The 14,511-nt window shown below is 54.2% G+C and carries 11 protein-coding genes; 6 read left to right on the plus strand and 5 right to left on the minus strand.

Features of this window, described 5'->3' with window-relative positions; translation table 11 throughout:
* Positions 1-21: 21 nt before the first annotated feature.
* Positions 22-1,344 carry a polyamine export protein PaeA gene (gene paeA, locus EE896_RS02710; RefSeq protein WP_008925787.1) on the minus strand — a complete coding sequence of 441 codons (1,323 nt, stop codon included), beginning with the start codon at positions 1,342-1,344 and terminating at the stop codon, positions 22-24.
* 491 nt (positions 1,345-1,835) lie between these two features.
* Between paeA and tamA the strand changes: the two genes are divergently transcribed.
* From tamA to EE896_RS02725, 3 genes are read left to right on the plus strand one after another with little or no spacing between them, the layout of a single operon-like run.
* Positions 1,836-3,575: an autotransporter assembly complex protein TamA gene (gene tamA / locus EE896_RS02715; protein WP_140916440.1), complete on the plus strand. Its 1,740-nt coding sequence runs from the start codon at positions 1,836-1,838 to the stop codon at positions 3,573-3,575.
* Positions 3,572-7,339 (plus strand): autotransporter assembly complex protein TamB, encoded by a 3,768-nt coding sequence (tamB, locus tag EE896_RS02720; protein ID WP_110410967.1) that lies wholly within the window; start codon positions 3,572-3,574, stop codon positions 7,337-7,339. The genes tamA and tamB overlap by 4 nt, the downstream gene beginning before the upstream one ends.
* A 2-nt stretch (positions 7,340-7,341) precedes the next feature.
* A complete protein-coding gene (locus tag EE896_RS02725; protein WP_008925784.1) occupies positions 7,342-7,695 on the plus strand; it encodes a gamma-glutamylcyclotransferase family protein in 354 nt (117 codons plus the stop codon).
* Between the two features lie 59 nt (positions 7,696-7,754).
* Here the strand turns inward: EE896_RS02725 and ppa are convergent, their stop codons facing one another.
* The 3 genes from ppa to EE896_RS02740 all read right to left on the minus strand — a co-directional run bounded on the left by ppa (position 7,755) and on the right by EE896_RS02740 (position 9,307).
* A complete protein-coding gene (gene ppa, locus EE896_RS02730; RefSeq protein WP_003855519.1) occupies positions 7,755-8,285 on the minus strand; it encodes an inorganic diphosphatase in 531 nt (176 codons plus the stop codon).
* 100 nt (positions 8,286-8,385) lie between these two features.
* Entirely contained in the window at positions 8,386-8,835 is a 450-nt protein-coding gene (locus tag EE896_RS02735) for a DUF441 domain-containing protein (RefSeq protein WP_140916441.1), read from the minus strand.
* A gap of 61 nt (positions 8,836-8,896) precedes the next feature.
* Positions 8,897-9,307 (minus strand): lysozyme inhibitor LprI family protein, encoded by a 411-nt coding sequence (locus tag EE896_RS02740; RefSeq protein WP_039659418.1) that lies wholly within the window; start codon positions 9,305-9,307, stop codon positions 8,897-8,899.
* Between the two features lie 168 nt (positions 9,308-9,475).
* Here EE896_RS02740 and EE896_RS02745 point away from each other — a divergent pair, with 168 nt between their 5' ends.
* A complete protein-coding gene (locus EE896_RS02745; RefSeq protein WP_140916442.1) occupies positions 9,476-11,035 on the plus strand; it encodes a methyl-accepting chemotaxis protein in 1,560 nt (519 codons plus the stop codon).
* A gap of 155 nt (positions 11,036-11,190) precedes the next feature.
* Complete coding sequence (locus tag EE896_RS02750) at positions 11,191-11,844, plus strand: hypothetical protein (RefSeq protein WP_078805009.1); 654 nt, start codon at positions 11,191-11,193, stop codon at positions 11,842-11,844.
* 62 nt (positions 11,845-11,906) lie between these two features.
* Here EE896_RS02750 and fbp read toward each other — a convergent pair whose 3' ends face one another.
* Positions 11,907-12,914, minus strand: a complete 1,008-nt coding sequence (gene fbp, locus EE896_RS02755) for a class 1 fructose-bisphosphatase (RefSeq protein WP_003855523.1) — start codon at positions 12,912-12,914, stop codon at positions 11,907-11,909.
* Positions 12,915-13,082: 168 nt separating this feature from the next.
* Here fbp and mpl point away from each other — a divergent pair, with 168 nt between their 5' ends.
* Complete coding sequence (gene mpl / locus EE896_RS02760) at positions 13,083-14,435, plus strand: UDP-N-acetylmuramate:L-alanyl-gamma-D-glutamyl-meso-diaminopimelate ligase (protein ID WP_003855524.1); 1,353 nt, start codon at positions 13,083-13,085, stop codon at positions 14,433-14,435.
* Positions 14,436-14,511: the final 76 nt, after the last annotated feature.

Raw genomic sequence — 14,511 nt, forward strand, 5'->3', positions numbered from 1 at the left:
CCGGGACACGCTCTGAGTCATTTACTCTTCTTCGGTTTTGGTCAGGTTCAGCACGGGTGGTCGTTCATCAATGCGGGTGACCAGCAGCTGATCGATACGGTAGCTATCGATATCTACCACTTCGAACTTATAGCCAGCAAACTTCACAAAATCGGTACGCTTTGGAATCTTACGCAGCATATACATCATAAAGCCGCCGATGGTTTCGTAGTTGCCTGACTGCGGGAAATCATCGATGTCCAGCACGCGCATTACGTCATCAATCGGTGTGCCGCCTTCAACCAGCCATGAATTCTCATCGCGCGCCACGATCTGCTCTTCCATGCCCTGACCGACCAGATCGCCCATCAGTGTGGTCATGACGTCATTCAGCGTAATGATGCCCACGACCAGCGCATATTCGTTCATGATCACCGCGAAATCTTCACCAGCGGTTTTAAAACTTTCCAGCGCTTCTGAGAGCGTCAGCGTGTCCGGCACGATTAGCGCAGAGCGAATCTGCAGGCCGCTGTTCAGCGCCATGCTCTGATTGCCGAGTACGCGCAGCAGCAGCTCTTTTGAGTCGACATAGCCAACGATATGATCGATGTCGCCGCTGCAGACCAGAAACTTCGAATGAGGATGCTGGGCGATTTTGGTCTTGAGGCTGGTCTCATCTTCGTGCAGATCAAACCAGACAATATTCTCGCGTGAGGTCATTGAAGAGGGAACGGTACGTGACTCCAGCTCAAACACGTTTTCAATCAGCTCATGCTCCTGCTTGCGCAGAACGCCCGCCAGCGCACCGGCTTCCACCACCGCGTAGATATCGTCGGAGGTGATGTCATCTTTACGCACCATCGGCAGCTTGAAAATACGGAAGAAGACGTTGGCCAGGCCATTAAACAGAAATACCAGCGGACGCATCACTAACAGGCAGAAACGCATCGGATTGATGATGCGCAGCGCGATGGTTTCCGGTGCGACCATGCCAACCCGCTTTGGTGTTAAGTCGGCAAACAGGATAAACAGGCTGGTCACGATGGTGAATGAACAGATAAAGCTGAGCTGTTCCGCCAGTTCCGGCGAAACAAAGCGGTTAAACAGGCCGCTGAAAACCGGTGAAAATGCCGCGTCGCCGACAATACCGCCCAGGATGGCGACAGCGTTAAGGCCAATCTGCACCACGGTGAAGAACATGCCCGGCGTTTCCTGCATTTTCAGCACACGCTGGGCATTGACGTTGCCTTCGTCGGCCAGAAGTTTCAGTTTGATCTTACGGGCGGCCGCCAGCGAGATCTCCGACAGGGAGAAAAAGGCACTGATTACAATCAGCAATAAAATGACAAGCAAGCTATCTAACATATGAGATCCAAAGGGTTATCCACTTGTCATTTTTGGCCTGGGCAGCGTGGGTAAGCGCAAACAGAGTTGGTTTATCCGTGAAACAGAGCTATCCGTGCCAAAAATGTCTGCGCCAGTTCGACAACGTACATGTCGGGGCAGAAATGAAAACAGGCGGAATGCCTGTGGTGGCAGATTATAGCAGGAGCGCTCATCGGGCCGCCAGAGGGCAATCTGCCGCTTCCCTCAGGATTAGCAGGCAGAACGGTACGTTATCGACTCAGATTTATCTGAGTGAATCATTTTGGACCGCTCATTCCCGCCTGCAGGAGTTGTATCAATCCCCCCATTTACCGACAATAGCCGCGTTATTTGAGTTAGAAGTCGATTTTGCGCCGCCGTTTGCCATAAAGTGCGGCTATGATGAGGATGTTGCCGTTGCGGTAGTGCGGGCAAAGATGATTAATAAGTGCCCCGCGGAAAAGGGGCCGGCATGATTAACAGGAGTACAGGTGCCACGATTTTATGTTTATTGCATAGCTGGCCTGCTGCTTGCCGCGCCCGCCCTTGAGGCGGCGACCGTGCGATTACAGGTAGATGGCTTAACCGGGGATCTGCAAAAGAATGTCAGAGCGCGCCTTTCCACCATCGGCAGCGACGAGGTCTCGAATGATGGCCGTTTTCGTGCACGTGTCTCTGTTGCAATAAAAGAGGGGCTGCGCGCCCTTGGTTATTACGAGCCGACCATCGACTTCGAATCCCGCCCCGCGCCTGCGAAGGGAGGACGGCCGGTATTAATCGCACATGTGACGCCGGGCGAGGCTGTCAAAATTGGCGGCAGCACCATTGTGGTGGAAGGTGATGCGCGCAATGATCCTGATTACAAAGCCTGGGTGAAGCAGGGACGGCCCAAAGTGGGCACGCAGCTTAACCACGGGCAGTATGACAAATTTAAAAGCGGCTTCTCTAATCTTGCGCTGCGTAACGGCTACTTCGACGGCACCTTTAAAAAAAGCCAGCTCGGCGTCTCGGTTGAGCGCCATGAAGCGTTCTGGGATATCGACTACGACAGCGGCGAGCGCTATCGCTTTGGTGACGTCACTTTTCAGGGATCGCAGATTCGTGAAGAGTATCTGCAAAATCTGGTGCCCTTTAAAGAAGGGGATTACTACAGCTCACGCGATCTGGCCGAACTGAATCGCCGCCTCTCCGCCACCGGCTGGTTTAATTCGGTGGTGGTCGCGCCGGAATTCAGCAAGGGACGACAGACTAAAGTGCTGCCGCTGAGTGCCGTGATGTCACCCCGCACCGAAAACACCATTGAAACCGGCGTCGGCTACTCAACTGACGTCGGTCCGCGGCTGAAAGGAACGTGGAAAAAACCGTGGATCAACGACAGCGGCCACAGCCTGACAGCCAGCGCCTACGTGTCTGCGCCGGAACAGCAGGTCGACCTCAGCTATAAAGTCCCGTTACTGAAGAGCCCACTGGAGCAGTACTACACCTTCTCCGGAGGCCTCAAGCGTACCGACCTTAACGACACCAAAGCCGACACCACCACGCTTGCGATGTCGCGCAACTGGGACAGCAGCAGCGGCTGGCAGAAGGCGGTCAACCTGCGCTGGAGCCTGGATCACTTTACGCAGGGCAGTGTGACCAATACCACCATGCTGCTCTATCCCGGCGTCAGCGTAAACCGCACACGCTCGCGCGGCGGTCTGATGCCGACCTGGGGCGACTCACAGCGCTACTCCGTCGACGTTTCCGATACGACATGGGGCTCCGACGTCGACTTCCTGATTCTGCAGGCGCAAAACGTCTGGATTCGCACTCTCGGTGACAGTCATCGCTTTGTGGCGCGCGGCAATCTTGGCTGGATTGAAACCAACGACTTCGACAAGGTGCCACCGGATCTGCGCTTCTTCGCGGGTGGTGACCGCAGTATTCGCGGTTACAAATACAAAAATATTTCACCGCGTGACGACGACGGCAAACTCACCGGGGCATCAAAACTCGCCACCGGATCGCTGGAATATCAGTATAACGTCACCGGTAAATGGTGGGGCGCGGTGTTTGTCGACTCAGGCGAAGCGGTTAACGACATTAAACAGAGCAATATCAAAACCGGTGCAGGTGTCGGTGTGCGCTGGTCTTCACCGGTTGGCCCCATCAAATTTGATATTGCCAGACCTATCGGGGATGACGAGGAGCATGGATTGCAATTTTACGTAGGACTGGGGCCTGAACTATGAAGCTGTGGAAAAAGGTCCTGATCGGTATTCTGATCTTTCTGGTTGTGCTGTTGGGTGGCGTGGCATTTTTAATCGGGACCACGCCGGGACTGCATTTAGTGCTCAAGGGTGCATCGCGCTGGGTGCCTGGCCTGTCGATCAAACAGGTCGATGGCGGCTGGCGTAACCTGACCCTTAACGGTCTGCGCTTTGAGATGCCCGGCGTCAGTGTTGATGCCGGGCAGATTCACCTGGCGGTGGATCTCAACTGCCTGCTGCACTCCTCCGTGTGCGTCAACGATGTCTCCCTGCGCGATATCAGCGTGGTCGTCGACAGCAAGAAAATGGCACCTGCCGCCGCCGCACCGGAAGAGGAGAGTAGCAACACTAACCTCAGCACACCATACCCCATCACGCTGCGTCATCTTGGCCTGCACAACATCAATGTGAAGGTTGATGACACCGCGATCTCGCTGCTTGATTTCACCACGGGCCTGCAGTGGCAGGATCGTGCGCTGACGCTGAATCCGACCCATATCCAAAGCCTGCTGATTGCGCTGCCAAAAGCGGCAAAAGTGGTGAAGGAAGAGGTGGTCGATCCGAAAGTTCAGCAGCCGCATCCCGCTGAGAAACCGCTGGGCGAAACGCTGCAGGCAATGTTTGCTCAACCGCTGCTGCCTGCGCTGCCCGATTTCCGTCTGCCGCTGGATATTGACGTGCAGCAGATTCTGGGTGAACAGCTGCGCATTACCGGCGACACCGATGTCTCCGTCAGCCGGTTGTTGCTGAAAGCGAGAACCGCCGATCGACAGATGCAACTGACAACGCTGGAAGTGGACTCGAATCTTGGCAACCTGAAGGGTAGCGGACAGGCGACGCTGGCGGATAACTGGCCGCTCGATTTCTCCCTGAACGGCACGGTCAATACCGATCCGATTAAAGGCGAAAAGCTGGCGCTGAAACTTAACGGCGCGATGCGCGACGAGTTGAAGCTGGGCCTGAACCTCTCAGGTCCGGTGAATGCGCAGCTGGATGCGACGACCCAACTGGCGGTCGCGGGACTGCCGCTGTCATTGCAACTGACCAGTCCGCAACTGCGCTGGCCGCTAACGGGGCCGATACAGTATCAGGCCGATAACCTGAACTATCAGTTCAAAGGCAAAGCCACCGACTATGTAATGTCGCTGCAAACCGCCGTGAAGGGCGAATCTGTGCCACCGGCCAATGTCTCGCTGACGGGTAAAGGCAACGTTGAGCAGTTCAGCCTCGATCGTCTGCGCGTGGCTGCGCTGCAGGGCAATATCGATCTCACCGCGCTGGTGGACTGGAGCAAGGCGATCAGCTGGCGCAGTGAACTGACGCTGGCGGGAATCAATACCGCTAAACAGTATCCCGACTGGCCCGCGCGACTGGATGGCAAAATCACCACGCGCGGCAGTCTGTATGGCGGCACCTGGCAGCTGAGCGTGCCGCAGCTTCAGCTAAAAGGTAACGTGAAAAAGAATGCCGTAACCGCTGACGGCTCACTGACCGGTAACAGCTACAACCAGTGGACGGTCCCGGGTATTAAGCTGGCGCTGGGACGCAACCATCTGGATGTCAAAGGGGCGCTGGGCGACAGTCTGGATCTTGATGCCAGTATTGATGCGCCACAGCTCGATAATGCGCTGCCGGGTCTGGGCGGCGTGGTCAACGGCACGATTAAAGCGCGTGGCACTCTGAAGGCACCGCAGCTGCTGGCCGATCTCAATGCCCGTGGTCTGCGCTGGCAGCAGATGCAGATTAATCGCGTCACCCTGAATGGCGATGTCCGCTCCGGCGAACAGGTGGCCGGTAAACTGCAACTTCGCGTTGAGCAACTGAAGCAGGATGCGCTGAACATCGGCCTGCTGACGCTGAATGCAGAGGGGAATGAGCGTCAGCATCAGATGAAGCTGACTGTGCAGGGCAAACCGGTCTCGGGTCAGCTGGCGCTCAACGGCAGCTTTGATCGCCAGGCCGAGCGCTGGAAAGGCTCGCTAAACGATACCCGCTTTGACACGCCCGTGGGCGAGTGGCGTCTGACCCGCGCCATGGCCATTGACTATCTGAACAGCCGTCAGACGGCGACCATCGGGCCGCATTGCTGGCAGAACCCGAATGCACAAATTTGTGTACCGGAGCCGATTGAAGCGGGCCCGGCAGGTAAGGCGCATGTGGTGCTGAACCGTTTTGACCTTGCGATGGTCAAGCCATTTATGCCGGAGGCAACCCAGCTCAGCGGCCTGTTCAGTGGCGATGTACGCGTTAACTGGACGGCGGATGGCAGCCTGCCAACCGGTACTGTGGCGCTGAAGGGTAACGGCGTAAAAGTGGTGCAGGATGTTCAGGGCAACAGCCTGCCGATCGCCTTTGACACGCTTAACCTGAATGCCGCACTGCGAAACGGTCGCGCACAGCTCGACTGGCTGATCCGCATTGCCAAAAACGGGCAGCTGGATGGCAACGTGCAGATCGACGATCCGCAAAATCGCCGCACGCTGGGCGGTAACGTGAACATCCGCAATATCTCGCTGGCGATGATCAATCCTGCGCTGATGCAGGGCGAGAAGATCAAAGGCAGCCTGAACAGCAGCCTTCGCCTGGGGGGAAGTGTGCAGCAGCCGCAGGTGTTTGGGCAGTTGGGTCTGACGGGTGTGGATGTGGATGGCAACTTTATGCCGGTCGATCTGACCGCCGCTAACCTGAATCTGGTGTTCAACGGTATGAGCTCGACCCTGAACGGACTGGTCCAGACTGCACAGGGCAACATCAATCTCAGCGGTAACGCCGACTGGAGCCAGCTCGATAACTGGCGTGCGCGCATTGCGGCGCAGGGCAGTCGGGTTCGCGTCACCGTGCCGCCGATGGTGCGCATGGATGTCTCGCCGGATCTGGTATTTGAAGCGACGCCAGCCGCCTTTAACCTTGATGGCAGCGTCGATATTCCGTGGGCGCGCATTACGGTGCAGGAAGTGCCGGAAAGCGCGACGGGCGTCTCGTCAGATGAGGTGATGCTGGATAAACAGCTGAAGCCAATTGCACCGCAAACCGCTGCGATTCCGATTAACAGTAACCTGGTGATCCACGTCGGCAACGATGTGCGTCTGTCTGCATTTGGTCTTAAAGCGAAGCTGAATGGCGATCTGAAAATGGTGCAGGATAAGTCAGGACTGGGCTTAAACGGCCAGATCAACATTCCATCCGGTCGCTTCCACGCCTATGGTCAGGATCTGATTGTGCGTAAAGGTGAGCTGCAGTTTGCCGGGCCGCCTGATCAGCCTTACGTTAACCTGGAAGCCATTCGTAACCCGGATGCGACGGAAGATGGCGTCACTGCCGGTCTGCGCGTGACCGGCCTTGCCGATGAACCTAAAGCGGAAGTCTTCTCCGATCCGGCGATGTCGCAACAGGAAGCGCTTTCCTACCTGCTGCGTGGTCAGGGATTAGGCAGCGACGGCGACAGTAACGCTCTAACGTCGGCACTTGTTGGCTTAGGGGTTGCACAAAGTGGTCAGGTTGTGGGTAAAATCGGAGAGACCTTCGGTGTCAGCAATCTCGCCGTTGATACTGCCGGTGTTGGCGATAGCCAGCAGGTGCAGGTCAGCGGCTACGTGCTACCGGGTCTGCAGGTAAAATACGGTGTTGGCATATTTGATTCACTGGCGACGTTAACCTTGCGTTACCGCCTGATGCCTAAGCTCTATCTGGAAGCCGTGTCCGGTGTGGATCAGGCTCTCGATTTGCTCTATCAGTTTGAGTTTTAGCAATGCGAATAATTGTCTACGGCAGTTTACGGCGCAAACAGGGAAACAGTCACTGGATGACCAATGCGCAGTGGCTGGGTGATCACCAGATTGAAGGCTTTGAGCTGTATAGTCTGGGCCATTATCCCGGCGTAATAGAGGGCAATGGAGCGGTACATTGTGAGGTGTACCGCATTGATGCCTCAACCCTTGCGGAGCTGGATGCGCTTCGCACCAAAGGGGGAGAGTACAAACGATTTCTGACTCAGACGCCGTTTGGCAGTGCATGGCTTTATGTCTATCAACGCTCAGTGGCAGGACGCCAGCGCATTATGAGTGGTGACTGGCTAAAGCGTGATGAGGAGCCAGAGGCCTGAACAAAAACACCGTCCATTTGGACGGTGTTTTTTTTTCGACTTACAAACCGGCAGCAGAATTACTTCTTCTGTGCGCGCTCATAAGAGGAGATGATTTCAGCTTTAGCGGCTTCGGCGTTATCCCAGCCATCCACTTTCACCCATTTGCCTTTTTCCAGATCTTTGTAGTGTTCAAAGAAGTGGGTGATCTGTGCACGCAGCAGTTCTGGCAGGTCGTTCACATCTTTGATGTGATCGTACTCTTTAGAAAGCTTGGTGTGCGGAACTGCAACCAGTTTGGCATCTTCACCAGACTCGTCGGTCATTTTCAGCACGCCAACCGGACGGCAGCGGATCACGGAGCCTGGGACCAGTGGATACGGGGTTGGAACCAGTACGTCAACCGGATCACCATCCAGAGAAAGGGTATGGTTGATGTAACCGTAGTTGCACGGATAGAACATGGCGGTAGACATGAAACGGTCTACAAACAGGGCACCAGACTCTTTATCAACTTCATATTTGATCGGATCAGCGTTCGCTGGGATCTCAATGACAACGTAGATATCTTCTGGCAGGTCTTTACCTGCTGGCACCTGGTTCAAACTCATCTGGTATTCCTTCAGTAGTCGTATGTTGAGTGTCGGCTATTATAGCCAACTGACTCTGAATGTATGCCCCCTTTTTGGCGTTTCGGAATGCGCCCAAACGCTACTTAGCTGCCACAAACAGTGAAACAATGCCTGCGGCAATCAGTGGCCCTACTGGCACGCCACGAAAGAACGCGACGCCTATCACCGTACCAATCAGCAGACCTCCGATTACAGAGGGTTGTACGCTCATAAAATTCACGCCACGACCGCCCAGCCAGGCGACAAAAATCCCCACCAGAATCGCCACAATCGACTTCCAGTTGGCAAAGGATTTGATTAAGGTGGAGGCGGGCAATGAGCCGCTGGCCAGCGGCGCCATGACTGCCACAGTAAGAATAATGATGCCTAAGGTAATGCCCTGTTTTTCGACGTAGGGGAATAACTGCGCCAGCGGGGTAATTTTAATCGCCAGCAGCACCAGAATCGAAATTGTGACCGCATTGTTGTGTACGAAATAACTCAGCACGGCGAGGCAAATCAGAATGATGGTCGAGGCGTAAGCAGCCATGGTTTCTCCCTGAAGGTTATGGAACGCACTGACTTCCGCCAGTGCAAAAGCCAGTTATCGATCAGCAGTCATCGGGATTCGCACAACTGCCTTTAGAAAGTGATTGCAACATCAGCGCCTGATTACGTACCAGGCTCAGATGCTGCGCGCTCAGGGCCACGCTACCCAGTGTTCCCTGAGAACTGAGCTGACTGCGACTCGCCTCCAGCCAGCTGTCGCGGTAGCTCAGCCAGGCACGCTGAGCGGCACGCAGTTTGTTCTTCGGTTCGCCGGAGAGCGTTTTCATCAGCTTGTTGTACTGCTTATTCATCGCCTGATCCCAGACCTTGCTTGCTGCCGCGTAGCACTGATTCATTGCAAGAGTCGTTGAGGCATTATTGAGGCAGCGATCAGGCGAAGCGTCTGACGGCATATCCTCTGCCAGCGCCGATGTGCTGAGGCAGATCAGCATCAGAAACAAACCTGGTTTCATTCTTTTCTCCGGATAACGGATGGGCGGCAATCAGCTTGATGGATGTTTCTGTGATGATCAAGTTGTTAACACTAATCAGCGTTAAAGTTTCGGACCGTTACTGCCGATAATTCCTCCGCTTTGAGGCCGCTTGAAATTCGCCTTTTCACATACACGGAAACTATCAGGATGAAACAGTTATCACTTCGCACGGGGTTGCTGGCTTTGCTGGCATTTATGACACTGCTGCTGTTGGCGGTGAGTTCTATGGGTATCGTGGCAATTAACAAAGGAAACCGCTCGCTGGATGTGGTTAACCGCATTCAGGGGATCGAGCTGAACAGTCTTTATAAGAGCAATTCAGATCTGATGCGTGCCCGCGCTAACGCGGCGCTGGCAGTGCGTAAAATTGAAATTGGTATGCTGGAAGAGGGCGCGGCAGTTACAAAACTCTCACAGGCGGATGTGGTGTCATCACAACTCAACCTGAAGCGCTTTGTGGACGCAGGAACGGTGACGGCGCACGGTAAGATGCTGGCGGATGCGGTTTCAGCCAGTTACAAAGCCTATCTCGACCAGGGCATCAAACCGATGATGGACGCGCTGGATAAGCAATATACCGACGAATATTACCAGCTGCTGGAAGGCAACCTGGCAACACTGGCGGCCAGTTACGATAAGGCGGTCACTGACTTCAGCCAGTTTGCTGACCAGGTCACGCAGGCTCAGCTGGTGCAGGCGGCCCAAAACGAAACCAAAATGAAAATCCTGATCGGTGTGGCAGGGATATTAACGTTGCTGCTGCTGGTGCTTGCCTGGCAACTGCTGCGCCGGATGCTGCTGCAGCCGCTGAACCAGGCGATTGTCCATCTTGAGCAGATCGCGGCGGGTGATCTGTCGCAGGCGCTGCCACCGTCCAGCAACAATGAGCTGGGCCGGCTTAACCATGCACTGAGCGGGATGCAGGACTCATTGCGGACCTCAGTGAGTCAGGTGCGTGAAGCGAGTATGCAGATCGACATCGGCAGCCGTGAACTGGCGGCCGGTAACGTCAATCTGTCGCAGCGCACCGAAGAGTCCGCCGCCTCGCTGGAGCAGACGGCGGCCAGCATGGAGCAGCTCACGGCCACGGTGCGCCTTAACGCCACGAATGCTCAGCAAGCGAATCAGCTGGCTAGCGCGGTCTCCGAGACCGCCGATCGCGGCGCTGAGGTGGTCAGCTACGTGATGGAAAAAATGAATGAGATTACCGACAGCGCCAATCGCATCGGCGACATTCTTAGCGTGATTGACGGCATTGCCTTCCAGACCAACATTCTGGCGCTCAACGCCGCCGTGGAAGCGGCGCGGGCAGGCGAGCAGGGCCGGGGCTTTGCGGTTGTGGCAAATGAAGTGCGCACGCTGGCACAGCGCAGTGCTAACGCGGCTAAAGAGATCCGTACGCTGATCAGTGATTCACAGTCGCGGGTCAAAGAGGGCAGCGAGATGGCGACGCGCGCCGGGGAAACCATGGATGAGATTTCTGGTGAAGTGATGCGCGTAACCGCACTGATGAAAGAGATCTCGATGGCCTCCGACGAGCAGAGCCGTGGCATTGAGCAGGTCAATCTGGCCGTCACTCAGATGGATGCGGCGGCGCAGCAGAACGCCGCGCTGGTTGAGCAGGCAACCGCCGCGACCCAGTCGCTGGAAGCGCAGTCCGATCAGCTTCAGGCAACTATGGCACAGTTCAGATTGCAGACGGCGTAAAAATGGTGAGCGCATTTATGATGCGCTCATTCTTTTTCTCATTTTTGCTGAAGTCGACATATTAAATTTTTTTCAAGTCTAAATATGTTTATCTCATATGCTTTTTAGTTACCATGGATCTTTAATGATTATTATAAATTTTCAGGAGTGAGAATATGGATACCTTATTCGTTGAAAGCATTGAAAGGCTAACTTCCCTGCTGGAACGTTCGCCTCTGGATGTCGTGATGGCTGTGATATTACTTACTATATTTTATGTGATTCGCCGGATTGCTAAAAACATTAAGATTGAACATGTTTTTCAGCATACACTTAGCAATAAAATTAAACTTCTGAAAAATGAAATTAATAACGAATTTATTGAAGAGGAAGAAGCGGAGCATCTAAAAAAACGTTATGCGACGCTGCTAAACCAGAGGGTTTACGGTATAAAAAACAGGATTATTCAGCGGGAAGTTATCGGCGTAATTAACTGTTCGAGTGAAATAACAGATTTTAAATATTTTGCTGTCCATCAATATGTTTTGAGCGTCGACAATGATGGTAAGTTATATTTTAACAAATCAAAGATAATATCCCGAATTTTCACTGCTTCTATGCTCTTAGTTACAGGTCTGGCAGCACTGGCACTGGGAATATTCATAATTTCTGCTGGATCCTTTTTTGGCTTACTCATCAGTTTCCTGGGGCTGCTTTCATATTTTGCAGGATTAGTTCATTTTCCCGCTAATTCAGGTATGCGCAAACGTGCTGAAAAAGAGATAGCCCATTATTACCAGCATCGCGATGCGATTGACACGCGAAATTAGCGGAATAATAAAAAAGCCTGCATTGAGCAGGCTTTTATGAAGATTATCAGGTCAGAGTTTGATTAACCCTGACGGCAATCCGGGAACTCAGCCAGGAAACGCTCAACGTCGTTCACCATCGCCTCATTACCGCAGTAGAACGGGCAACGCTGATGCAGCGTGACCGGTGGAATATCCAGAATACGTCTCTGTCCGTCGGTGGCTTTACCGCCCGCCTGCTCGGCCAGGAACGCCATCGGGTTGCACTCATACAATAGACGCAGCTTACCCTGAGGATGGCTGGCGGTGCTTGGGTAGAGGTAGATACCGCCTTTCAGCAGGTTACGATGGAAATCCGCAACCAGCGAGCCGATGTAACGTGAGGTATAAGGACGATGCGTTGGCAGATCCTCTTCCTGACAGAACTTCAGATATTTCTTCACACCCTGCGGGAAACGAATGTAGTTACCTTCGTTAATGGAGTAGGTGTAACCCGTTGGTGGATAGGTCATACGTTCGTGACTGAGGCAGAACACACCCAGTGACGGATCGTAAGTAAACGCATGCACGCCTGCACCGGTGGTGTAAACCATCATGGTGGACGAGCCGTAGACCACGTAACCTGCTGCAACCTGCTTGTTGCCCGGCTGCATGAAGTCCGCTTCAACCACTGGCGTGCCAGGTTCACTGACGCGATGATAAATAGAGAAAATGGTGCCGACGGAAACGTTAACGTCGATGTTAGAAGAACCATCCAGTGGATCCATTAACACCACGTACTTACCGTTTTCCTCACCTTCAAAGATAACGAACTCGTCTTCTTCCTCAGAAGCGATACCGGCGACGATGCCACGTGCTTTCAGTGCCGCCTTCAGTTTTTCGTTAGCAAACAGATCCAGTTTCATCTGCTGCTCACCCTGAATATTCTCGACGCCGCTGGCACCAAGGATATCCACTAAACCGGCTTTATTGATGTCGCGGTGGATAATTTTGGCACCCAGCTTGATAGCTGAAATCAGCGCCGTCAGTTCACCTGTGGCGTGCGGAAAGTCGTGCTGCTTCTCGACGATAAATTCGCCCAACGTTTTCATAACACATTCCCTGAATCTTCGATGGAGTGGCAGCACGCGTAACAGTCTGCCAACGGATGCGTACGCAGTTTAGCCGAATGAACTTCAAAAACCATAGTCCTAATCCGTTTCTTCCGTCCGCGACCAGCGTTACACTGTGCGCCGAACTTTTGAGTAATGGATCATGTTATGCGCATTCACATCCTCGGGATTTGTGGCACTTTTATGGGCGGTCTGGCGATGCTGGCACGTTCACTTGGTCATCAGGTGACCGGTTCAGACGCCAACGTTTATCCGCCAATGAGTACCCTGCTCGAACAGCAAGGCATTGAATTAACGGAAGGTTATGACGCCAGCCAGCTGGATCCGATGCCTGACTTAGTCATCATCGGCAATGCGATGACGCGGGGTAATCCTTGCGTGGAAGCCGTACTGGAACGCAACATTCCCTACCTCTCTGGCCCACAGTGGCTGCACGATTTTGTGCTGCGCGATCGCTGGGTACTGGCAGTGGCCGGAACCCACGGTAAAACCACCACAGCAGGCATGGCAGCGTGGATTCTCGAGGCATGCGGCCTTGAACCCGGCTTCATTATTGGTGGTGTACCAGGAAACTTCGATGTCTCAGCAAAATTAGGAAAAAGTCCATTCTTCGTCATTGAAGCGGATGAGTATGACTGCGCGTTTTTCGACAAGCGTTCCAAGTTCGTCCATTACTGTCCGCGTACCCTGATCCTCAACAACCTTGAGTTTGATCATGCTGACATCTTTGATGATCTGCGGGCGATCCAGAAGCAGTTCCACCATCTGGTGCGGATCGTGCCGGGTCAGGGCAAGATCCTGTTGCCGGAACATGATCCTAACCTCAAACAGGTAATGGCGATGGGCTGCTGGAGTGAGCAGGAGAGCGTTGGCGAGCACGGGCGCTGGCAGGCGAAGAAGCTGACCAACGATGCCTCTCACTGGGAAATCTGGCTCGACGGCGAAAAAGTCGGGGAAGTGAACTGGGGCCTGGTTGGCGAACACAACATGCACAATGGCCTGATGGCGATTGCGGCCGCGCGGCATGTCGGTGTGAAGCCGGAAGATGCAGGCCAGGCGCTGAACACCTTTATCAATGCACGTCGCCGGCTGGAGCTGCGCGGTGAAGTGAACAGCATCAAAGTCTATGATGACTTCGCGCATCATCCGACCGCGATTCTGGCAACACTGGCTGCGCTGCGCAGTAAAGTGGGCGGCAGAGCACGTATCCTGGCGGTACTGGAGCCACGCTCCAACACGATGAAGATGGGCGTCAGCAAAAACGATCTGGCCCCGTCTCTGGCGCGGGCTGATGAGGTCTTCCTGTTCCAGCCTCACCATATTCCGTGGCAGGTTTCAGACGTGGCAGAAGCGTGTATACCGCCTGCGCACTGGAGTGCGGATATCGATACCCTGGTCGAAATGGTGGTCAAAGCCGCTCAGCCAGGCGACACGATTCTGGTCATGAGCAACGGCGGGTTCGGCGGTATTCATCAGAAGCTGCTGGACAGGCTGGCCTGATATGACAGGCGCCCGACAGGGCGCTTATTTTGCAGGAAAATCCTGGTAAATCCTTTCATCTCTTGCCGTTACAAAT

Source organism: Pantoea eucalypti (genome assembly GCF_009646115.1).
In the GTDB taxonomy this organism is placed as follows: domain Bacteria; phylum Pseudomonadota; class Gammaproteobacteria; order Enterobacterales; family Enterobacteriaceae; genus Pantoea; species Pantoea eucalypti.

Excerpts from the sequence above, each read along its gene's own strand:
- EE896_RS02750 (WP_078805009.1), top strand. The coding sequence starts at position 11,191 with ATGGATACCTTATTCGTTGAAAGCATTGAAAGGCTAACTTCCCTGCTG.
- mpl (WP_003855524.1), top strand. The coding sequence starts at position 13,083 with ATGCGCATTCACATCCTCGGGATTTGTGGCACTTTTATGGGCGGTCTG.
- tamB (WP_110410967.1), top strand. The coding sequence starts at position 3,572 with ATGAAGCTGTGGAAAAAGGTCCTGATCGGTATTCTGATCTTTCTGGTT.
- EE896_RS02745 (WP_140916442.1), top strand. The coding sequence starts at position 9,476 with ATGAAACAGTTATCACTTCGCACGGGGTTGCTGGCTTTGCTGGCATTT.
- EE896_RS02725 (WP_008925784.1), top strand. The coding sequence starts at position 7,342 with ATGCGAATAATTGTCTACGGCAGTTTACGGCGCAAACAGGGAAACAGT.
- EE896_RS02740 (WP_039659418.1), bottom strand. The coding sequence starts at position 9,307 with ATGAAACCAGGTTTGTTTCTGATGCTGATCTGCCTCAGCACATCGGCG.
- paeA (WP_008925787.1), bottom strand. The coding sequence starts at position 1,344 with ATGTTAGATAGCTTGCTTGTCATTTTATTGCTGATTGTAATCAGTGCC.
- EE896_RS02735 (WP_140916441.1), bottom strand. The coding sequence starts at position 8,835 with ATGGCTGCTTACGCCTCGACCATCATTCTGATTTGCCTCGCCGTGCTG.
- fbp (WP_003855523.1), bottom strand. The coding sequence starts at position 12,914 with ATGAAAACGTTGGGCGAATTTATCGTCGAGAAGCAGCACGACTTTCCG.
- ppa (WP_003855519.1), bottom strand. The coding sequence starts at position 8,285 with ATGAGTTTGAACCAGGTGCCAGCAGGTAAAGACCTGCCAGAAGATATC.